Raw genomic sequence first — 20,429 nt, forward strand, 5'->3', positions numbered from 1 at the left:
TCGCCGACGACCGCGGGCTCGGTGAGCGCGTCGGCGTCGACGGGAGGCAGAACCGGGGGTGCCACGAGCGGGACGACGGGAGGCGTCGCGATGGGGGGAACGAGAGACGAGGTGGCGGGCTCCGCGACCGGCGGGGTCGTCGGCAGCGGCGGCGTGGGCGGGAGCGAGGCCGCACCGTCGTTCCCGGGAACCGGGGCGACACCGAACGCGGCCGTCGCCGCTCCCGCGGCATCCGCTGATGGCGCTCCGGAGCCGTACGGCGGAGCGCCGAACGGCGCGGGGAGTCCGTCGCGTGCGCCCGCGTCATCGCCGGCCGGCGCGGGTGCGCTCGGTGCGGCCGTGCCGGGGAGCGGGATGATGCCCGTGGTGTCGCCGATGACGGAACGGCTTGTGGGCTTCGCCTGATCGTCGGTATCGTCGTCGGCTGCATCGAAGAAGCCGAGAAGAGCCGCGAGGCCGTGCCCCTCCGACGTGTCGCCGCCCTCCGCATCCGGGTCGGCCGGCGCGGTCGGCTCCGAAGGCGCCGCTGCCTCTGAGGGTTGAACCGGCGTGGACGCGGTGGTGGGGGTCGGTATGGGTTCGAACGGGTTCGCGCGGGTCGTCGATGCCACGGGCGCAGCGGCGGCCGCCGGTGGCGGCGCGGCGGGCGCGGGCGGCGTCGCGGGCGTCGGTGGCGTCGCGGGCGTCGGTGGGATGGCGTCGACCGGACGGGTGAAGAAGATGGACTCCTCCGGTGTGCGCGGCGGAACGATCGGTGCCGGAGTGGGCGGCGTGCGCGCGTCGAACGGTTCGGGAACGGGCTGGGCGGCCGGAGGCTCCGGCGTCGCGGGCAGGTCGGCTGCCGGCGGGAAGACCGGGGGCGTCAGAACGAAGGGAGCCTCGGGGGTCACGGATCGCGGCTCGGCCACCGGCACGGGTGGTGTGGTCGGCTCAGGCTGTGCGGTCGGCGTGGTCGGGGCGGGCTCTGCAGCCGGCGCGGGCGGCCCAGCCTGCGCGGCCGGTCCGGATTCCGACGCCGCAGCCACAGGCGTGGACGCGGGTGCCGACGGCGAGGTGGGCGTCGCCGGTGCGAACGGGTTCCAGGACGACGGGGTGGGAGCCGCAGGCTCGCCGTCGACGTCCCATTCCGAAGGCGTGTCGTCGCCCGAAGCGTCGGCGTCCGAGCCGGGCTCGTCCGCCGGCGCGATCAGGCTCCAGGTCGGCGGCTCCGGCATCCGAAGCGCCTCGAAGAAGCTCGGCGTCTGGGTCGGCGTCGGCGACGCGGCCGGAGGAGTCGCGGGCGGGGCCTCGGGTGCGCCCGCAGGCGGCGCCGACGTCGATGGCGCCTCAGGGGCGTCGGGAACCGCATCCGGAGTGCGCGTTCCCGCCGCGGCGACGTCAGTGGCGAACAGGCCGCCGAGCGCGGCATGCGCCCCGTGTCCCTCGCTCGCGTCGTCAGCCGGGGCACCGGCCGTCTCCGTGTCTTCCGGCTCGCTGACGAGAGGATCGGATCCGACGCCCGGCGTCAGGTTCCAGACGAACGCCGTCGACTGTTCCGCCGGTTCACCGGCAGGTGCGGTGGCCGGGGCATCCGGAGGGGTGACCGGCGCGACAGGCGTCTCATCGGCGACCACCGGCGCGCGCGCCGACTCGGGCTCGACAGGCGACTGAACCGGCAGCTCGATCGTGGGCTCCGGCGTCGCGAACTGCGGATCGAACGCCGCAACCGGAGGCGCGGCTGGTTCAGGCTCAGTCGGGCCGGTGCCGGTGCCGGAGTCGGCGTCGGCGTCCGCATCGGCCGACGTCGCGTCGTCGGGACCGCTCGAACCCGTGAGCCGACCGCCGCTCAGCTGCTGCAGCAGCCACTCCGAGCTGCCGAACTCGGGCTCCGCCGACGCGGAGCCGTTGCCGGCCTCGCCCTCGCCGTCGTCCGGGTCGCGGTCGTCGACCACTAGGCGAGCCCCAGATCCTCGAGGCCGATGGCGGCGTAGTAGGGGTATCCGGCGGACTCGATGACCTCGCGCGCGCCCGTGTCGCGATCGACGACCACGGCGACGGCGGCGATCTCGGCCCCGACCTTCTTCAGCGCTTCGATGGCCTTCAGCGGCGATCCGCCGGTGGTCGAGGTGTCTTCGAGCACGATGACGCGCTTGCCCGCGAGGTCGGGTCCCTCGACCTGCTTGCCGCGGCCGTGGTCCTTGGGCTCCTTGCGCACGACGAAGGCGTCGTACGAGAGGCCACGAGCCGCGCCCTGGTGCAGGATGGCGGCGGCCACGGGGTCTGCGCCCATCGTCATGCCGCCGACGGCGACGACATCCGGCACCTCGGCGATCAGGTCGATCATGATCTGACCGATGAGCGGCGCCACGCGGTGGTCGAGGCTCACCTTGCGCAGGTCGACGTAGTAGGTGGCCTTCTTGCCGCTGGTGAGCGTGAAGTCGCCGTGGAAGACGGCCTCGGCCGAGATGTAGTCGATGAGCTGCTGTCGTGCGTCGGTCACGTCCCCGATTCTAGAGGGGAAGGCCGGTCGTCCGCCTCCTTCACAAAACAGCCGATGGGTGAATCCCCCACAGGCTCGGCCGCCCGTTCCGACGGCGTCGGTAGCGGCCGATACGATCGGGATATGCGCGTTGCGACCTGGAATGTGAACTCGATCCGCACCCGAGTGGGCCGGGTCGTCGACTGGATGGTGCGCGAAGACGTCGACGTGCTCGCCATGCAGGAGATCAAGTGCAAGCCCGAGCAGTTCCCGACGCAGCTGTTCGAAGACGCGGGCTACGAGGTCGCGCTCCACGGTCTCAATCAGTGGAACGGCGTCGCGATCGCCAGCCGTCTCCCGATCGAAGACGTCGAGATCGGCTTCCCCGACATGCCCGGCTTCCTCAAGGGTGAAGAGGGTCCCGACCTGCCGAAGGAGGCGCGCGCGATCGGCGCGACGGTCGACGGCATCCGCATCTGGAGCCTCTACGTGCCCAACGGGCGCGCACTGGACGACCCGCACTACCACTACAAGCTCGACTGGCTCGCGACGCTCGCGGCCGACACGCAGCGCTGGCTCGCAGAGAAGCCCGACCTGCCCCTCGCCCTGATGGGCGACTTCAACGTCGCGCCGCTCGATTCGGATGTCGGCGACCCGAGCCTGATCCCCGGGGTGTCCACGCACATCTCGCCGCCGGAGCGCGCCGCGTTCAGCGCCTTCGAGACCGCCGGCCTGACTGATGTCGTCCGCCCGCTCGTGCCCGTCGGCTACACCTACTGGGACTACAAGCAGCTGCGCTTCCCGCGCAACGAGGGCCTGCGCATCGACTTCATCCTGGGCTCGAAGGCCTTCGCCGATCTGGTGACCGGCGCGAGCATCCACCGCAACGAGCGCAAGGGCGAAGCGCCCAGCGACCACGTGCCCGTGCTGGTCGACCTCGAGATTGCAGCGCACGACGAAGACGACGACGATCGTCCGATGATCTTCGGCTGACCACCGGTCACCGAGGGGCCCGCTCGCAGGGTCGTGCCGACCCGTACAACTTTCATTACGTCAGGTTTCGCCGCGCTGGGCAGCAGTGGAGTGCGATCGGTAGCGTCGCAGCTAGACAGCCCTCCCTACCCGTCGCGACCACGAGCGAGCCCATGCCGTCCACCCCATCCGCCATTCCCGTCGAGTTCGTCGACGTCGGGCGCGCCTTCGTGGTCGAGACGGCGAAGCGCAAGCGCGGCAGCGCCCAGGCGGCGAGCGCAGTCAGCACGAGCGCATCCGACACCGCGAGCGCCCCCGACGGGCGACGGGTCGTTCTCCGTGACGTCTCGCTGACGATCGGAGCCGGTGAGGTCGTCGCGATCCTCGGCCCGAGCGGATGCGGAAAGTCCACGCTGCTGCGGATCGCGGGCGGCCTCGACGCACCGACCACCGGCACGACCCTCATCGATGGAACAGCCGTCGCCGGTATCGACGGGCGCTGCGCCGTCGGGTTCCAGGAACCGCGGCTCCTGCCCTGGCGGTCCCTCTCCGACAACGTCGCGCTCGGCCTCCCGCGCGGCATCGACCGACGCGCCGGCGCCGATCGGGTGGCCCAGCTGCTCGACCTCGTCGGACTGTCGGCCTCCGCCGCCCTCCGTCCCCGTGAGGTCTCCGGAGGCATGGCTCAACGCGCCTCGCTGGCCCGCGCCCTGGCGCGCAACCCCGGCGTGCTGCTGCTCGACGAGCCGTTCGGCGCTCTGGACGCCCTGACTCGGCTCAAGATGCAGGACCTGCTGCTCGACGTCCACGCCGCCGCACCGACCACCATCCTGCTCGTCACGCACGACGTCGACGAAGCACTCCAACTCGCCGACCGCATCATCCTGCTGGGCGCCGACGACGGAGAACCGGGTGCGACCATCCGGCGCGTCCTCACCGTGCCCGGATCACGTCCGCGAGATCGCGGCTCCGCGGAACTCGCGGAGCTCCGAGCTGAACTCCTCGACCTGCTGGGTGTGGACCGCCACGGTCACGCCCGCGACGTTCCGGCCGCCGCGCCGATCCCGGCCTTCCCGTACTGACCCACAGCAGTACGTATCCACAGCAGTACTGGCCCACAGCAGTACCGATCCACAGCCGCACCGATCGACCACACAGCATCCCTAGAGAGGCACCATGCGTAAACCCACCATCATCACTGCCGTCGCCGCGGTCGCCGCCGCCGCGACCCTGCTGCTCTCCGGCTGCGTCGCCGGCGAGAACGCCAGCGCCGAGGCGGCCAAGAGCACCTCCGGCGTCACGCAGGGCGGAACCCTGAACATCGACTTCGCCACCTACAACCCGCTGAGCCTCGTCATCAAGAAGGAGGGCTGGCTCGAGAAGGCGCTGAAGAAGCAGAACATCACCGTCAACTGGGTGCAGTCGGCGGGCTCGAACAAGGCCAACGAGGCCCTCCGCGCCGGCGCGATCGATGTGGGGTCCACGGCCGGCTCGGCCGCCCTGCTCGCACGCGCCAACGGCTCGACGATCAAGACGATCGACATCTTCTCGCAGCCGGAGTGGTCGGCCATCGTGGTCGGTCCGAAGTCCACGATCACGTCGGTGAAAGACCTCAAGGGCAAGCAGATCGCGGCCACGAAGGGCACGGACCCGTACTTCTTCCTGCTTCAGGCGCTCGAGGCCAACGGGCTCTCGGCGAAGGACGTGACGATCCAGAACCTGCAGCACGCGGATGGCTGGGCCGCCCTGCAGAACAACTCCGTCGACGCGTGGAGCGGACTCGACCCGATCATGGCGAACGCCGAGAAGTCGGGTGCGAAGCTCATCTACCGCAACGTCGCCTTCAACACCTACGGCTTCCTCAATGCCACGGAGTCCTTCCTGGCATCGAAGCCGGATGTCGCGCAGACGGTCGTCAACACGTACGAGTACGCCCGTGCCTGGGCGCTCAAGCACCCGGATGAGACGGCCTCGATCCTCGCGGACGTCGCCGGCATCGACCCCGCGGTCGCCACGAAGGTGATCACTGAGCGCACCAACCTCGACGTGTCCCCGATTCCGGGCGACGCGCAGCTGAAGGTCCTGAAGAAAGTCGGCCCGATCTTCGTCCAGTCCGACGACGTGCGCTCGCAGGCCGACATCGACAAGGCGCTCTCGTCGCTCCTGGAGCCCAGCTTCGTGAAGTCGGCCGACCCGAGCGCGATCGGGGGCTAGTTCCCGCATGAGCTATCAGAACGCACCGGAGGGCGACGGACCCATCGTGACGGCCTCGCTGGGCGGCACGTCCGTCGCGGGCGGCCGTGGTCGGTCCGCGTCGGACCGGCGCCCCGTGGCCGGGACAGGGGCGGACGCGCGCGTCCCGTTCCTCTCCCGGCGCTCGGTGCGGATCGTCGGCGGCTTCGTGTTGCCGGTGATCATCCTGGCGGCGTGGCAGATCGCCTCGACCTCCGGTGCGTTCAGCTCGGCCCTGCTCCCCTCTCCCGCGATGGTCGTCGACGCGGCGATCGACCTCGCCCAGCGCGGGGTGCTCGGCCTCTTCATCGCCATCTCGACGCAGCGCGTGCTCATCGGTTTCGCCTTCGGGGCCGGCCTCGGGCTGATCTTCGGCGCGCTCGTCGGGCTGTCGCGGTTCGCCGACATCCTCTTCAGCTCGACGCTCGGGGCGATCCGCGCCGTTCCGTCGCTCGCCTGGGTGCCCCTGCTGCTGATCTGGTTCAAGATCGGCGAAGAGTCGAAGATCATCCTGATCGCGATCGGTGCGTTCTTCCCCGTCTACACGATCGTGGCGGCCGCCCTGAAGAACGTGGACCGGCACCTCGTCGAAGCCGGCCGGGCGTTCGGGCTCAACGGGGTGAGGCTGTTCACGACCGTGCAGCTGCCCTTCGTGCTCCCGTCCGTGATCTCGGGGCTGCGCCTCGCCCTCGCCCAGTCCTGGCTGTTCCTCGTCGCGGCCGAGCTGCTCGGCGCGTCGATGGGGCTCGGGTTCCTGCTCAGTGATTCGTCGAACAACGGGCGCACCGACCGGCTGTTCCTCGCGATCATCCTTCTCGCGATCATCGGCAAGCTGACCGACTCGATCGTCGGCCTCTTCGAGCGCTGGTCGGCACGCCGCTGGGGCTGACGGCTACCGGGGGCTGACGGCTACCGGTCGCGGGGCGCCGGCGCATCCGCATCGACGCGCGGCGGAGCATCACGATCGTTGCGGCGCGGAGTGAACGCGCGAGCGATCGCCCACAGCACCACTCCGATCGCCAGCAGCACGAGAGCGATTCCGTACTGACCCACCGGGCGGCCCGACGTCCACGGGAACACCAGGTAGAGGCAGGAGATCGCGCCGATGATCGGCAGCGGCCGCGCCGTGCGGAAGTGCTTGTGATCCACCGGCTTGCGGCGCAGCACCAGCACGGTGACGTTCACCACGGCGAACACGGCCAGGAGCAGCAGGGAGGTCGTTCCGCCCAGCAGCGCGACCACCGAGCCTTCAGGGTCGAGCGACACGTAGACGATGAGGCCGACGGCGAGCGCGCTGGTGAACACGATCGCTGCCCACGGCGTGCGCCGCTTCGGCTGCACCTTCGACAGGAAGCTGGGCAGCACCCTCTGCTTGCTCATCCCGTAGAGCAGGCGGCTCGCCATCATCATGTTGATGAGGGCCGTGTTGGCGACGGCGAACATCGAGATGAACGGCAGGAGGTCGGCGATCGGGAAGTCGGGCGCCGCCGCCTGCACCGCGTCGACCAGCGGCGTCTCGCTGCCGGCGAGCTTTCCGATCGGCACGAGCGCGACCACGCAGATGGAGACCAGCACGTAGACCACCGCCGTGATGCCGAGGCCGGTGAGCATGATGCGCGGGAAGATCTTCGTCGGGTTCTTCGTCTCCTCCGCCATGTTCACGGAGTCCTCGAAGCCCACCATGGCGAAGAACGCGAGAGAGGTCGCGGTGCTGACGGCGAGCACCAGGCCCTTGTCTTCTGGGGTCTCGAACGCCACCACCCGCGAGAGGTCGGCGTTGCCTCCGGCGATCGCCCACAGCCCGATCATGATGACCAGCAGCAGTCCCGAGAGCTCGACGAGCGTCAGCACCACGTTGAGCCAGACGCTCTCCGTCACGCCGCGCAGGTTCACCAGCATGATGAGCACGATGAACGCGACGGCGATCAGCAGGGTGACCGTGTTGTCGGCGGGCAGCGCGAATCCCACGGTGAGGTTCACGGCGAAGGCCCTCGATGCGGTCGCCGCCGAGGTGATGCCCGACATCATCACGATGAAGCACACGATGAACGTGAAGAAGTGGATGCCGAACGCCTTGTGCGTGTAGAGCGCGGCGCCGGCGGCCTGCGGGTACTTCGTCACGAGCTCGAGGTACGACAGAGCCGTGACGGTCGCGACCGCGAACGCCAGGATAAAGGGCAGCCACGCCGCTCCGCCGACCTCGGCGGCGACCTGTCCGGTCAGCGCGTAGATGCCGGTGCCGAGGATGTCGCCGACGATGAACAGCAGCAGCAGTCCCGGTCCGAGCGCCCGCTTGAGTTCGGGCTGCTCGCCGTCGGCCGTCTTGATGACCTGAGTCCAGGATGGATTGCTCACGATGGGCCCCCAACGCGTCGATGAGTTCGATTGAGGAGCTACTTTATGTGAAAGTTCTCAGAAATGGCACTCGAATGGGGCACGGCGCGTCGCGTGCGGTCGGCTCGGCCGCGACTCCGGAACGTTCAGACGGCACGCCGCCAGCAGCCGTACAACTCCGGATGCTCGGCGCGAGCTGGGCTCGAACGTCCGGAATTACGCCCGGAAGCCGGCCGGAAGCCGGGCGTCACGCGCGCGGCGGTCGGCCGGTGAAGCCCTCCATCGAGGAGTAGACGCCGAAGACACGACCGGCCACGGCATCCCAGGCGCGGGTCGGGAGCACGCCCTTCAGCGTGCGGGCGAGCCCGACCGACCACGGGAGCATCAGGAGCGGGCGACCGGCCAGCATCGCGCGCCAGACCTTGTCGACCACGTACTCCGGCGTGAGCACGGGCGTGAGCAGCGGGCCGCGCGCGCCCTCGAACATCCCGGTCGAGATGTAGCTCGGGGCGACCGTCGTGACCCGGACGTGCTCGAAACCCTGCTGCACCAGTTCGAGCCGCAGGCTGTCGCTCCAGCCGATCAACGCCCACTTCGAGGCGGCGTAGACGCTCATCCGGGGGTTGGAGACCGTGCCCGCGGCCGACGCGATGTTGACCACGCGCGCCTCTCGGGCGCTCTCGATCATGCCGGGCAGGAACTCGCGGGTGATGTACATCGGAGCGAGTGCGTTGACCTGCATGGTCGGACGGGTGTCTTCGCCGTTGTCGTGCTCCCAGAAGTACTTGCCGCGCACGATGCCCGCGTTGTTGATGAGCACGTCGATGCCGCCGAGCTCGCGGCGCACCAGCTGCGCACTCTGGGCGATGGCGCCGAGCTCGGTGAGGTCGAGGACGTAGGGGTGCACGGTGGTCGCCGGACGCCCGGCGGCGGAACTCGGCGAGCGGTCGGGCGCGCCCCACGCCGTTGCCTCGCGGTCGGTCATCACCACGGTGCGCAGCCGTGCGACGACCTCGTCGAGCGCGGCCTCGTCGCGGTCCCAGAGCACGACGGCCCGCGCGCCCTCGCGCACCGCGCGCTCGGCGTAGAGCGCACCCATGCCCGATGCTGCGCCCGTGATCAGCACTCGTGCGCCCCGCACCGTTCTCGTCATGACCCCATCATCGCAATCCTGGCTGAACGCCGCTCCATCGGATCATCCGGCCGCTCATCGCCGCGACCGGTAGTCGGCCCGCTGCTCCGGCGTGAGGTGCTCGGTGGCGTAGCTCAGCATCGTGCGGGGCATCCGGGCGGCGTTGGCGTCGAGGAACCAGAGCAGCGCGCCGATGTCGACCCTCTTGCCGACTTCGCGCAGCATCCAGCCGACCGCCTTGTGCATGAGGTCTTCGCGATCGTCCAGCAGCAGTTCCGCCAGTTCGAGCGTCGTGGTCGCGTCGCCGTGCTTGATGAAGGCGAAGGTCGACAGCACGGCGACGCGGCGCTCCCAGAGCACGTCGCTCTCGGCCAGCTCGAACAGCACCGTGCGCGGCCTGTCGACCAGATGCTCGCCGAGCACGAACTCGGCCGAGCCGTCGACGAGGTCCCAGTTGTTCACGCGTCCCCGGCGCACCGCCCGCAGATAGAAGTCGGCGATGCGATCGAGCTGCGCCGGGTCGTGCGTGCGCGGGCGGCTCGCGACCTCGTACAGCCGGTTCAGGATGATGAGGCCCGCGAGCCGGTGCTCGTGCACCTCGCTGTCGAGCAGCTTCTCGACCTCGCCGAGGCCGAGAGCCGAGAATTGCTTGGCGACCGCCCTGGTCTGGGGAACGCGCACGCCGATGAACACGTCGCCCTCGCCGTACTGTCCCGGTCCCGTCTTGAAGAACCGCTGCAGGAAGACGGCGTCGTCGGCGTCCGCGACCTCTGCGAGTGCGGCCTCGACCGCGGCGGCCGTCGCTGGACTGGTCATGGCCAGAGCCTAGCGGCCGGGCGAGCCGCGGTGGCAGGCGATTCCGCGCATCATCCGACCTCTCAACGGCGAAAATCGGCGCGAACCCGGCTCGTCACGCACGGATCGAACAGTACGGGCAAGAAAACATCCAGACCTTCTGGATAGGCTCGAAGCGAGTGCGCCTGCACTCGGTCCACACCGTGCCGCACAGCGGCCAGCCCAGCGACGGGAGGTTCGTCATGTCTCAGTTCGTTTCCCAGTTCCGTACGGATGCAATTGTCGGAGAACCCGAGGTCGTCGAGGACGCCCGCTCCGTTCGCTCGCTCGCCGCGCATCCGGCCTGGCTGCGTCTCAAAGAGGCGGCGGTCGCTCTGCAGCCGACACAGCTGAAGGACGGCTCGATCCCCGAGGAGTCCGACAAGGCCGCGGCGGCCGGCCACGTCGACGACATCGTCGCGGCCATCGGCGAGCTGGCACCGTACTTCCCGCACGACGCGGCGTATCTCGACGCGCTCGCGGCCGACTTCCGGCGCTGGTCGGGCGAGGGATTCGGCGTGCCCGACTTCCTGGACTCGCTCACGGCGTTCCAGCCGCAGCAGCACCGCGTCGACGGGCTCGGACACCTCGTGGTCTTCCCGATGTACACCCAGAACGGCAGCACCGACCGACTCGTCGAAGCGGTGCTCGTGGAGGTCATCTGGCCCGAGTTCGTGGGTGAGCTCGAGGCGGGCGAGTACGGCAACAAGCTGTTCGTGCCCATCCGGTTCGTCGATTTCACGCCCGGCTACGACACGAACTCGGCTGTGCTGTTCCCCGAGACCGTGGCGATGCGCGAGATCCCGACGTTCACCTGGGGCGCGATCTTCCAGGACCGCGAGGCGGCACGCTACCGTCGCGTGGTGCGGGCGGCGGCCGAGATCACGAAGCTCGAACTGCCGGCCGACGCCGCGGGCATGCTCGACGATCAGAAGCTCACAGAAGAGACCTTCGTGATGTGGGATCTGATCCACGATCGCAGCCACATGCGCGGTGACCTGCCGTTCGACCCGTTCATGATCAAGCAGCGGATGCCGTTCTTCCTGTACTCACTGGAGGAGCTGCGCTGCGATCTGACCGCGTTCCGCGAGTCGGTGCGGCTCGAGCGCGAGCTCTCGGCCCTTCCCGAGTCGGAGCTCTCGCCCGCGCAGCGCGAGATCCTGGAGCACGCGCACCTCGTGCAGTACGCCGTGATCTTCGACCGGATCTTCCGGTTCGCGATCACCGGCAGCCGCGTGCGCAACTACGACGGACTCGGCGGCCAGCTGCTGTTCGCGTGGATGCACCAGCACAATGTGCTGCACTGGACGGACACCAAGCTCGCCATCGACTGGGCAGACGTCCCGGATGTCGTGGTCGCGCTGAGCGATCAGATCAACGAGCTCTACTGGCGTTCGATCGACCGGCCGAAGGTCGCGCACTGGCTCGCCGCGTACGAGATGCTCACGCGCACCCTCACGCCGAACCCCGCGTCGAACTGGGCCCGTGGACTGCCGGACGAGACGCTCGCCGGTGTGCCGAAGGGCTACACCGACGCCGTGCTCGACGACGAGTTCCCGCTCTCGATGTTCTACGAGGCGCTCAACAAGAAGATGGCCTCGGTCATCGAGTCGACGGCCGGCATCACCGGCGAGTCCGACGCGTCCGAGACCTCGGCGCGGGCCGCAGGGACCGCGGCGGCGTGAGCGAGGATTCCGTGCCTGCGACCCGGGTGGAGACATCCGGGTCGCAGGGCTCCCTCGCGGGACGGATCGTGCTGATCGCCGGCGCGACGAGCGCCAGCGGCGAGGCCGTTGCCCGTGCCCTCGTCGCGCGCGGGGCCACCGTGCTCGCCGTCGGCACCAGCCGGGAGCGCCTCGATTCGCTGGCGGAGGCCGTGCCCGGCGTCGATGTTCGCGTCTGCGACCTCGCCGACCACTCGGCGGTGACCGAGCTCGCCATGCGCATCCACGTGAAGTTCGCCCGCATCGACGGCCTCGTGCACCTGGTGGGCGGCTGGCGCGGCGGTGGCGGGATCACGGGCCAGTCGGACGACGACTGGGCCTTCCTCGAGCGGTCGTTCGCGACGCTCCGCAACACCAGCCGGGTGTTCTACGACGACCTCGTCGCGTCGCCCGCCGGACGCCTCGCGGTCGTCTCGTCGACCGCGGTCGACCGCCCGTACCCGGGCGGTGCGAACTACGCGGCAGCGAAGGCGGCGGCGGATGCGTGGACGCGCGCGATCTCGAAGGGCTTCGCCGCAGACGCACCGGATGCGGCAGCGGCGATCTTCGTCGTGAAGTCCCTGGCCGGGCTCGAAGACGAACTCGCCTCCCGGGTCGCTGCGTTGTGGGACGAAGCGCCCTCCACCATCAACGGCGTCCGCCAGTTGCTCACAGCCTCGGAGGGCGGCACGAACCAGCCCACCGATCCTGCGAGGATAGAACGGTGACGCTACAACTCCACGACCTCTCGCTCCGCGGTTTCGCCTCCGACAACTACGCCGGAGTCCATCCCGAGATCCTCGACGCCATCGCCGCTGCGAACGAGGGCCACCAGATCGCCTACGGCGAAGACGTCTACACCGCCAGGTTGCACGACGTGTTCGCGGAGCACTTCGGCGACGGCGTGCAGGTGTTCCCGGTCTTCAACGGCACGGGCGCAAACGTCGTCGGCCTCCAGTCGATGATCCCCCGCTGGGGCGCCGTCGTCTGCGCGAAGACCGCGCACATCAACACCGACGAGGCGGGCGCGCCCGAGCGCGTCGCCGGCATCAAGCTCCTGCAGGTCGAGACCCCCGACGGCAAGCTCACGCCCGAGCTGATCGACCGCGAGGCGTGGGGCTGGGGCGACGAGCACCGAGCACAGCCGCTCGTCGTGTCGATCACCCAGACGACCGAGCTCGGCACGGCCTACAGCGTCGCCGAGGTGAAGGCCATCGCCGACCACGTGCACGCACTCGGAATGAAGCTGCACATGGACGGCGCCCGCATCGCCAACGCCGCAGCCACCCTCGGCGTGCCGCTGCGCGCCTTCACCACCGACGCGGGCGTGGACGTGCTCAGCTTCGGCGGCACGAAGAACGGCATGCTCTACGGCGAGGCCATCGTGGTGCTGAATCCCGCCGCCGCCGAAGGGCTCATCTACCTGCGCAAGCTCAACATGCAGCTGGCGTCGAAGATGCGCTTTATCTCGGCGCAGCTCATCGCGCTCCTCACCGACGACCTGTGGCTGCGATCGGCGACGCACGCGAACGCGATGGCGACGCGCCTGCGCACCGCGCTCGAGGCCGGTATCGCCGACGGCACCATCGAGGGTGTCGGCTTCAGCCAGGCGACGCAGGCAAATGGGGTGTTCGCCACATTGCCCGCCGGCATCGCCGACCGCCTTCGCGAGCACTTCCGGTTCTACGACTGGGACGCGGCGCGCAACGAGGTGCGGTGGATGTGCTCGTTCGACACGACCGAGCACGACATCGACGCGTTCGTGGCCGCGCTCGTACTGGAGCTCGGAATCGCGCGGGACGCCGCCTCCTGAGGGCGGCGCTCGGGCACCTCATAAACGGGCTCGGAGAGGCGAACGCACGAACTTGCGTCATCCCGTCGACTTAGCGACGCGATCAGAGCAAGCGTCCCCACTCGGGGGCCAAAAATGACACTCCTACTGGGGTACAAATCGTGTCCTCATTTTGACCCACACGGGCCCCGAATTGGGTAGAGTTCAAGTGCCGGCTGAGGAACCCGAATAATCCTCCAGCGGTAACCCCGAAGTATGCCGGGCCCGTGAACAAACCCTAGTGTTCACGTGCCCGGCATCGGCGTTTAAGGCTCGGGCCGCCGGTGGTGCGTTATCGCACGACCGGCGCCGCCCGTGTCGCGGTTGCGCACGACTGGGAGTCCTCGGGCGCGGCCCAGTAGGCGTACGACGATGCAGGGGCGAAGCCGAGCTCCGCGTACAGCCGGAGGGCGGCGGTGTTGGCGGCCGTCACCTGCAGCCACAGGTTCGGGATGGCGCGCTCCCGCGCCTGGGCGGCGAGCTCGACGATCAGGCGACGTGCGAATCCGCGGCGGCGCGCATCCGGACTCGTCGCAACCGCGAACAGCCCACCCCAGTCGCCGACGAGTGCCAGACGAGCGACCGCCACCGTCGCGGACGCGGATGCGGGAGCGGCGATCGAAGCGGGAGCGGCGAGCGACGCGGGTGCCGACAGCGACGCGTACAGGCCAGGACCGCCGGCGAGGATGCGCGCCGCCACCTCCCGCTCGGCGTCGCCGCCGCGCCCGTCGACCGACCACCACACGTCCATCCACGCCCGGTCGGGAGTATCGGCGATCGTGACCATCCCCTCGTCCGACGAATCCCGCGCCATCCCGCGCTCTGCGACGGCGCCGCTCCCGGCGACCAGGATGCGCGTCGGCGAATGCTCCTCGTAGCCGCGGCGGCGCAATTCGTCGGCGACGCGAGGGTCTGTGGCGGGGCTCAGCTGGAACCGCGTGCGCAGCCCGCGCTCGGCGTACGCCGCTTCCGCCGCGTCGACGGCCTCGCGCACATCCGGCACCACCCCGCTCGGCAGCACCGAGTTCGCACGATCGGTGACGCCACCGGAGAAGCGGAACGACCAGTCGTGCCAGCTCGCGCGCCCGAGCGCCGGCCAGCCCCGGTCGGCGAGCGCGTCGAGCAGCCCGGGCTCGACAGCGGTCGGAGGAACAGCAGCAGTGGCAGACGGTGTGGAATCGGTCATCGTCTCACCGTAGCGAGAGGTCAGTCGCGATGACTCACGACGTTGATCACGGTCCCGTCCGGTGCTCGCACGAAGAACCGTGTCACACCCCATTCCTCGGTGGTGAGGGGGTGGACGATCTCGTAACCGCGCTCTCGCGCCTCGTCGTAGGCGCCGCGCACGTCATCCGTGTGCACGGAGATGACCGAGTCCTCCGGCGCCGTGGCGTCGCCCGTCACCAGCTGGACCTTGGCCGCCGCCGCATCCGGTGAGACATAGCGGGCGACCCAGCCCAGACTGAACTCCTCCGTTCGCAAGCCGAGATAGTCGGTGTAGAAGGCCTTCGCCGAGTCGAGGTCGTCGACCTTCAGGTTCGCGATGATGCTGGTGGCGTGCATTCCGTTCTCCTCACTGACTGCGGTGCGGCTGCCTGCGGTGCGACTGGCTGCGGTGCGACTGACGGTGGTGCGCAGCAGCCGATGGTCAGGGTACGCGCCACCGCCCCTGCCCCGACGCCTCCGTCTTGACTCCGTCGGCGACGCGCGTACCGTCAGTGGGCGCCGACGGTCTACGGCCGACGTGCGATGAAGGGACTGAGGATGAGCGAGACGCTGACCGACTCCGAAGTGGCGGGACTGAGCGCGAAGACCGTCGCACATGTCGTGCACTACCGCCGCAAGACCTACGTGACGCGGCCGTCCGAGGGCTACGCGCTCCTCAAGCGAGTGCGCACCCTGCTCAAAGACGGAACGACCGACCTCGTTCCGCTGGTGCACCGCGACGGTTTCGTGTGGCTGGCCATCGGCCCGGGCATCCCGATCGCGGTCGACGAGATCGAGACGGATGCCGGGCACAGCGAGAAGCACACGCTGAAGCGCCTCGGCCTGGAGGAGTGACCCCGAGGCCGAGGCGCTTGCCGTGACAGCCCGTCAGACCAGGGCCGCCGCCGGCACCAGTTCGCGAGACGGAACGGACGGCGTCGCCGGCTTGCCCGGCTTGGGCGCGACCGACGGCGTCGCCGCGGGCTCGTCCACCGGCGCGGTCGGCGCGTCGTTCTTGGCCGACTCGGCGACGAAGTCCTTGAGCCACGGCATCAGCTCAGGACCGAGGTCCGTTCGATCCGCGGCGAGCTGGACGATCGCCTTGATGTAGTCGAGGCGGTCTCCGGTGTCGTAGCGGCGGCCGCGGAAGATCACGCCGTGCACGCCACCGGTCCAGTCGGGCGCCGAGGCGAGGCCCTGGAGCGCATCCGTCAGCTGGATCTCGCCACCCTTGCCCGGCTCCGTCTTCTCGAGGATGTCGAAGATCTCCGGGCGCAACACGTAGCGGCCGATGACCGCGAGGTTCGACGGCGCGCTCGCGCGGTCCGGCTTCTCGACGAGCCCCGTGATCCGCACCACGTCGTCTTCGTCCGTCTCGACGACGGCGGCAGCACCGTAGAGGTGGATCTGACTCGGGTCGACCTCGAGCAGGGCGACCACCGTCGTGTTGCGCTCGTGCTGCACCTCGAGCATCCGGCTGAGCAGCGGGTCGCGCGCGTCGATGATGTCGTCGCCGAGCAGCACCGCGAACGGCTCGTGCCCGATGTGCATCTTGGCCCGGAGCACGGCGTGGCCGAGACCCTTCGGGTCGCCCTGCCGCACGTAGTGCATGTCGGCGAGCGTCGTGGACTGCTTGACCTTCTCGAGGCGGTCGGTGTCGCCCTTCTTCTCGAGCGTGTCCTCGAGCTCGGTGGCCCGGTCGAAGTGGTTCTCGAGCGCGTTCTTGTTGCGCCCCGTCACGAGCAGAACATCGTGGAGTCCCGAGTTGACCGCTTCCTCCACCACGTACTGGATGGCCGGCTTGTCGACGACGGGCAGCATCTCCTTGGGCATCGCCTTGGTGGCGGGGAGGAAGCGGGTCCCCAGGCCGGCCGCCGGGATGACGGCCTTGGTCACATAACTGGTCATGGTGATGTCCTTTTCGGTTCAGCGGGCGGTGGCGAGCGCGGCCAGGTCGGCGTCGAGCGGTGCGACCTCGGGCACGCGGCCCATCGAGAGCACCTTCCAGCCGGCGGCGCTCCACGCCACCGCGTCGAGGCAGTTACGGGCATCGATCATCGTGCGGGTGTGCACGAGGTTTCCGAGGGTCACCGGATCGGCGTCCACGAACTCCTGCCACTCTGTGAGCACGACCGTCACGTCCGCGCCGGAGACGGCCTCGCCCATCGAGTCGGCGTAGCCGAGCGTGGGGAACATGCGCTGCGCGGTTGAGCGCGCCTGCGGGTCGTAGACGACGACCTGCGCGCCACGGAGGTGCAGGGCCGCCGCCACGTTGAGCGCCGGCGAGTCGCGCACGTCGTCGGTGTGCGGCTTGAAGGCAGCGCCCAGCACACCGATCCGGCGGTTGAGCACGGAACCACCGCACGCCTCGAGCGCCAGGTCGATCACGCGCTGGCGTCGGCCCATGTTGATCTCGTCCACCTGCTGCAGCAGTCCGACCGCCGCGTACGCGCCGAGTTCGCCCGAGCGGTGCATGAGCGCCCGGATGTCCTTCGGCAGGCATCCGCCGCCGAAGCCGAGGCCCGCGTTGAGGAACTGGCGCCCGATGCGCACGTCGTGACCCAGCGCGTCCGCCAGCAGCGAGACGTCGGCGCCGGCGGCGTCGCAGATCTCGGAGATGGCGTTGATGAACGAGATCTTGGTGGCGAGGAACGCGTTCGCGCTCACCTTCACGAGCTCGGCGGTGGGCAGGTCGGCGACCAGCACGGGGGTGCCAGCGGCGATCGGCGTCGCGTAGACCTGCCGCAGCAGCGCCTCGGAGCGGTCGGTGGTGCCGCCGAAGACGAGGCGGTCGGGGGCGAGCGTGTCGTCGACCGCCTTGCCTTCGCGGAGGAACTCGGGGTTCCAGACCAGCTCGGCCTGGATGCCCTCGGGCAGCACCTCGGCGACGATCGCCCGCAGCCGGGCCGCGGTTCCCACCGGAACCGTCGACTTGCCCACGATCAGGCCGTCGTGCGTCATGTTGGACGCGACCGAGCGCGCCGCGCCCTCGACATAGCTGAGGTTCGCCGCGAAGCTCCCCGACTGCTGCGGGGTGCCGACGCAGATGAAGTGCACGTCGGCGAAGGCGGCCGCCTCGGCGATGTCGGTGGTGAACCGCAGCCGACCGGATGCCACGTGCTTGGTGATCAGCTCGGGAAGCCCGGGCTCGAAGAACGGGGCGCGTCCTTCGCGGAGCTCCTCGACCTTGCGGGGGTCGGTGTCGACGCCGATGACCTCGAACCCGAGCTCGGCCATCGCCGCCGCGTGGGTGGCTCCGAGGTATCCGGTGCCGATCACGCTGATGCGCGGGGCGGGCTGTTCTGACTTCTTCATGATGGTCTGTCCTTTCACTTGGCCGGTGTGAGCGTGAAATGGTCTTCCGGGCGGGTGAGGCCCTCGATGAACGCCGACAACGAGTCGGCGCGGGAATCGATGCGCCAGTCGTTCGTGGCGCGCACGCCCTCGACATAACTGGTCACCGCGAGGTTGAACCAGGAGAACCCGACGATGTCGCTGTTCTCCGGTTTGGAGAGGCCGTCGAAGAACGACGAGATCCACGCCGCCTTGTGTCCGCCGGTCTCCGAGGCGCCGATCTCAGACAGCATGATCGGCTTCTTCGCGATCGCCCGAAGCTCCTTCAGGCTCTCGCCGTACGTGTAGTCGAAGGTGTAGTCGTTATCGGCCTTGTACGGCGGCCGGAGGTAACCCGAGAGCCCGACCCAGTCGACGTACTGGTCGCCGGGGTAGAGGCCGGCGAGGTAGCCGTCTGCCTTGTGCGTGGCGGGCAGGTTGTTCACGATGTTCGGCGACCACACCCACATCACGAGCGAGTTGGCGCCCTCCGACTGGAAGATGTCGTGCACGTGGCGCCACATCTTCACGTAGTCGCCGACGTTGTTGCCGTTGACCGAGTTGCCCTTGCCGTCGGTCTCGACCCACGGGTACCAGTTGCTGTTCATCTCGTGGTCGAGCCGGATGGCCAACGGGAGCCCCGTCGCGACGATGTCCTTCGCGTACTGGTGCAGATAGGCGTCGAACGAGCCGCCGATGATCTTGGGCAGCGAGTACTCCGGGGCGTCGACAGTGTCGTTTCCGGCACTGATCGGCCGCGACTCCCAGGTCATCATCGGGAGCCGGCCCTGCTGCCAGGCGCGGGTGACGGCGTTCGCACGGAAGGTCTCATCCCAGCCGCTGAAGTAGCCGACCACGTTGGGCGTGACACCGATCTTCGCGGAGGTCGCGTCGAAGGTCGCCCAGTTGAACGGCGCCTGCTCGGTGTACATCCCGAAGTAGCGGTTGGCCGGCTGCAGCAGCGCGGCCTTGGACGGTGCCGTGATCGGTGCCGGCTGCGAACCGGTTCCACCGGTGCCGCCGGATCCTCCGCTGCCGGTGCCGCCGGATCCTCCGGTGCCACCGCCGCTCGAGCCTGCTCCCGTACCGGCCGCGCCTGTGGTGCCCGCTGCCGTGCCGACCGCGGTCGCTGCCCTCACCTGGGCCTTGGCAGCCGCGAGGGCGTTCTCGGCGACGAGCGTTCGCTGCTGCGCCTGAGCGAGCTTCTTGGCGGTCGCCGCCTGAGCAGCCACGACCTTGCTCTGCAGCTTCTTCAGCTCGATCTTCTGCGAGGCGATCGTGGTGCTCGCTGAACCGAGCGCCTCCTTGAGCGTGGCATTCTGCGCGGCCATGGGGTTGACGACGTCGACAGCGGCGGTGACCGCCTGACGCACCTGGCTGCCCGGGGACGACCAGACGAAGTACGAGATGCCGCCGAGCACGGTGGCGAGGACGAGGAAGGCGGCCGTTGTGGCCTGTGAGCGCGATTTGCTCTGCGCCCACCAGGAGAACGAACTGTTAGACAAGGAAGAAGGCCTCCAGGGTCAGGATCGCGATACCGATCAGGTACGGGATGGCGGCCAGCGGGTTGAGCCGGCGCCGCTCGGGCTTGGTCGTGGTCTTGTTCGCGGGCTTGGTAGCGGCCGCCGCCTTCACCTCGGCGCGGGTCGCCAGTGCGGTCGCCGTCGTGACGCCGCCCACGGCATCCGGAAACGCGGGACCGGTCGAACTGGCGGTCGTCGCGTCGCCGGCGGTGTCTGCCGCAGTGGTGTCGGGGATGGCGTCGTCGGCGGTGATTTCGGCGGGTCCGCCGGCGTAGGCGCCGGCGCGGGTGCCCCACCCGGAGGCGTGTGCCATCCGGAAGAAGCCGAGGAGCCGGATCGGCATCAGGAAGAAGGTCGAGACGATGATGAACACCGGCAGCCGGAAGAAGTCGGAGGGTTTCTCCGACAGGTGCCGGATCTGCCGGATCGACATGCTGATCACCGACGACGCCACCATCAACGCGATCACCGCGAGGATCCCCGCCTGCACCCCGTACTCGGCCAGGAAGCCTTGGTAGAAGTTGTAACCCTGCCCGGTGAACGCCCGATACACCCACCCGCCCAGCACCCCCGCCAACACGAACGGCAGGATGATGTCGGTCAGGAAGAAGAACGCCAACAGGGGCGCATGGCCCAACATCCAGGGCAGCATCCGCAACGTGTTGTACTGCGACCCGCGCGCCCACCGCAACTGCTGCTTGAACAGCTTCTTCACCTTCAACGGCGCATCCGTGAACACCAACGACGTGTGCTGGTAGACGGTGCGGTAACCCTCTTTCAACGTCAGGTTCGTCAACGTCCGATCATCCGACACCTCCAGGAACACGCCCAAGAACTTCTCCGTCATGAACTTGTCCATCACCCGCATCAG

Annotated in this window: 18 protein-coding genes and 1 pseudogene; 8 read left to right on the top strand and 11 right to left on the bottom strand. The window is 69.2% G+C overall.

What is annotated here, in order from left to right; genetic code table 11:
* Together PKE84_RS03610 and pyrE are read right to left on the bottom strand one after the other, a co-directional pair.
* A pseudogene (locus PKE84_RS03610) lies at nt 1-1,931 on the bottom strand (hypothetical protein); the annotation flags it as partial.
* Nucleotides 1,931-2,479 (bottom strand): orotate phosphoribosyltransferase, encoded by a 549-nt coding sequence (gene pyrE / locus PKE84_RS03615; RefSeq protein ID WP_271175844.1) that lies wholly within the window; start codon nt 2,477-2,479, stop codon nt 1,931-1,933. The pseudogene PKE84_RS03610 and the gene pyrE, both read right to left, overlap by 1 nt.
* A gap of 123 nt (nt 2,480-2,602) precedes the next feature.
* Here pyrE and PKE84_RS03620 point away from each other — a divergent pair, with 123 nt between their 5' ends.
* From PKE84_RS03620 to PKE84_RS03635, 4 genes are all read left to right on the top strand, one after another.
* Nucleotides 2,603-3,451, top strand: a complete 849-nt coding sequence (locus tag PKE84_RS03620; protein WP_271175845.1) for an exodeoxyribonuclease III — start codon at nt 2,603-2,605, stop codon at nt 3,449-3,451.
* A 152-nt stretch (nt 3,452-3,603) separates the two neighbouring features.
* On the top strand, nt 3,604-4,512 hold the full coding sequence (locus tag PKE84_RS03625) for an ABC transporter ATP-binding protein (protein WP_271175846.1): 909 nt from the start codon (nt 3,604-3,606) through the stop codon (nt 4,510-4,512).
* Nucleotides 4,513-4,606: 94 nt separating this feature from the next.
* Nucleotides 4,607-5,644, top strand: coding sequence for an aliphatic sulfonate ABC transporter substrate-binding protein (locus PKE84_RS03630; RefSeq protein WP_271175847.1), 1,038 nt, complete (start codon nt 4,607-4,609; stop codon nt 5,642-5,644).
* Nucleotides 5,645-5,651: 7 nt separating this feature from the next.
* Nucleotides 5,652-6,551 carry an ABC transporter permease gene (locus PKE84_RS03635; protein WP_271175848.1) on the top strand — a complete coding sequence of 300 codons (900 nt, stop codon included), beginning with the start codon at nt 5,652-5,654 and terminating at the stop codon, nt 6,549-6,551.
* Between the two features lie 20 nt (nt 6,552-6,571).
* Here PKE84_RS03635 and PKE84_RS03640 read toward each other — a convergent pair whose 3' ends face one another.
* The 3 genes from PKE84_RS03640 to PKE84_RS03650 all read right to left on the bottom strand — a co-directional run bounded on the left by PKE84_RS03640 (nt 6,572) and on the right by PKE84_RS03650 (nt 9,944).
* The gene (locus PKE84_RS03640; RefSeq protein WP_271175849.1) at nt 6,572-8,017 is read right to left on the bottom strand and encodes an APC family permease; all 1,446 of its coding nucleotides are present in this window, start codon (nt 8,015-8,017) and stop codon (nt 6,572-6,574) included.
* 226 nt (nt 8,018-8,243) lie between these two features.
* The gene (locus tag PKE84_RS03645; RefSeq protein WP_271175850.1) at nt 8,244-9,149 is read right to left on the bottom strand and encodes an SDR family NAD(P)-dependent oxidoreductase; all 906 of its coding nucleotides are present in this window, start codon (nt 9,147-9,149) and stop codon (nt 8,244-8,246) included.
* Nucleotides 9,150-9,203: 54 nt separating this feature from the next.
* Nucleotides 9,204-9,944, bottom strand: a complete 741-nt coding sequence (locus PKE84_RS03650) for a DNA alkylation repair protein (RefSeq protein ID WP_271175851.1) — start codon at nt 9,942-9,944, stop codon at nt 9,204-9,206.
* Between the two features lie 221 nt (nt 9,945-10,165).
* Between PKE84_RS03650 and PKE84_RS03655 the strand changes: the two genes are divergently transcribed.
* From PKE84_RS03655 to PKE84_RS03665, 3 genes are read left to right on the top strand one after another with little or no spacing between them, the layout of a single operon-like run.
* Nucleotides 10,166-11,647: a DUF6421 family protein gene (locus PKE84_RS03655; RefSeq protein WP_271175852.1), complete on the top strand. Its 1,482-nt coding sequence runs from the start codon at nt 10,166-10,168 to the stop codon at nt 11,645-11,647.
* Complete coding sequence (locus PKE84_RS03660) at nt 11,644-12,393, top strand: SDR family NAD(P)-dependent oxidoreductase (protein ID WP_271175853.1); 750 nt, start codon at nt 11,644-11,646, stop codon at nt 12,391-12,393. Before PKE84_RS03655 ends, PKE84_RS03660 begins: the two co-directional genes overlap by 4 nt.
* Nucleotides 12,390-13,478, top strand: a complete 1,089-nt coding sequence (locus tag PKE84_RS03665) for a threonine aldolase family protein (protein WP_271175854.1) — start codon at nt 12,390-12,392, stop codon at nt 13,476-13,478. The genes PKE84_RS03660 and PKE84_RS03665 overlap by 4 nt, the downstream gene beginning before the upstream one ends.
* Before the next feature lie 310 nt (nt 13,479-13,788).
* Here the strand turns inward: PKE84_RS03665 and PKE84_RS03670 are convergent, their stop codons facing one another.
* Both PKE84_RS03670 and PKE84_RS03675 read right to left on the bottom strand, forming a co-directional pair.
* On the bottom strand, nt 13,789-14,682 hold the full coding sequence (locus tag PKE84_RS03670; RefSeq protein WP_271175855.1) for a GNAT family N-acetyltransferase: 894 nt from the start codon (nt 14,680-14,682) through the stop codon (nt 13,789-13,791).
* A gap of 20 nt (nt 14,683-14,702) precedes the next feature.
* A complete protein-coding gene (locus PKE84_RS03675; RefSeq protein WP_271175856.1) occupies nt 14,703-15,059 on the bottom strand; it encodes a VOC family protein in 357 nt (118 codons plus the stop codon).
* Nucleotides 15,060-15,260: 201 nt separating this feature from the next.
* Here PKE84_RS03675 and PKE84_RS03680 point away from each other — a divergent pair, with 201 nt between their 5' ends.
* Nucleotides 15,261-15,557: a hypothetical protein gene (locus tag PKE84_RS03680; RefSeq protein ID WP_271175857.1), complete on the top strand. Its 297-nt coding sequence runs from the start codon at nt 15,261-15,263 to the stop codon at nt 15,555-15,557.
* 33 nt (nt 15,558-15,590) lie between these two features.
* Here PKE84_RS03680 and galU read toward each other — a convergent pair whose 3' ends face one another.
* From galU to PKE84_RS03700, 4 genes are all read right to left on the bottom strand, one after another.
* The gene (gene galU / locus PKE84_RS03685) at nt 15,591-16,610 is read right to left on the bottom strand and encodes a UTP--glucose-1-phosphate uridylyltransferase GalU (RefSeq protein WP_271175858.1); all 1,020 of its coding nucleotides are present in this window, start codon (nt 16,608-16,610) and stop codon (nt 15,591-15,593) included.
* An 18-nt stretch (nt 16,611-16,628) separates the two neighbouring features.
* The gene (locus PKE84_RS03690) at nt 16,629-18,017 is read right to left on the bottom strand and encodes a UDP-glucose dehydrogenase family protein (RefSeq protein ID WP_271175859.1); all 1,389 of its coding nucleotides are present in this window, start codon (nt 18,015-18,017) and stop codon (nt 16,629-16,631) included.
* Nucleotides 18,018-18,031: 14 nt separating this feature from the next.
* The gene (locus tag PKE84_RS03695) at nt 18,032-19,540 is read right to left on the bottom strand and encodes a glycoside hydrolase family 26 protein (RefSeq protein ID WP_271175860.1); all 1,509 of its coding nucleotides are present in this window, start codon (nt 19,538-19,540) and stop codon (nt 18,032-18,034) included.
* A partial coding sequence (locus PKE84_RS03700; protein WP_373877112.1) for a glycosyltransferase family 2 protein occupies nt 19,533-20,429 on the bottom strand: 897 nt, incomplete at its 5' end. The genes PKE84_RS03700 and PKE84_RS03695, both read right to left, overlap by 8 nt.

It is taken from the genome of Leifsonia poae (genome assembly GCF_027921845.1).
Taxonomy (GTDB): Bacteria; Actinomycetota; Actinomycetes; order Actinomycetales; family Microbacteriaceae; genus Leifsonia; species Leifsonia poae.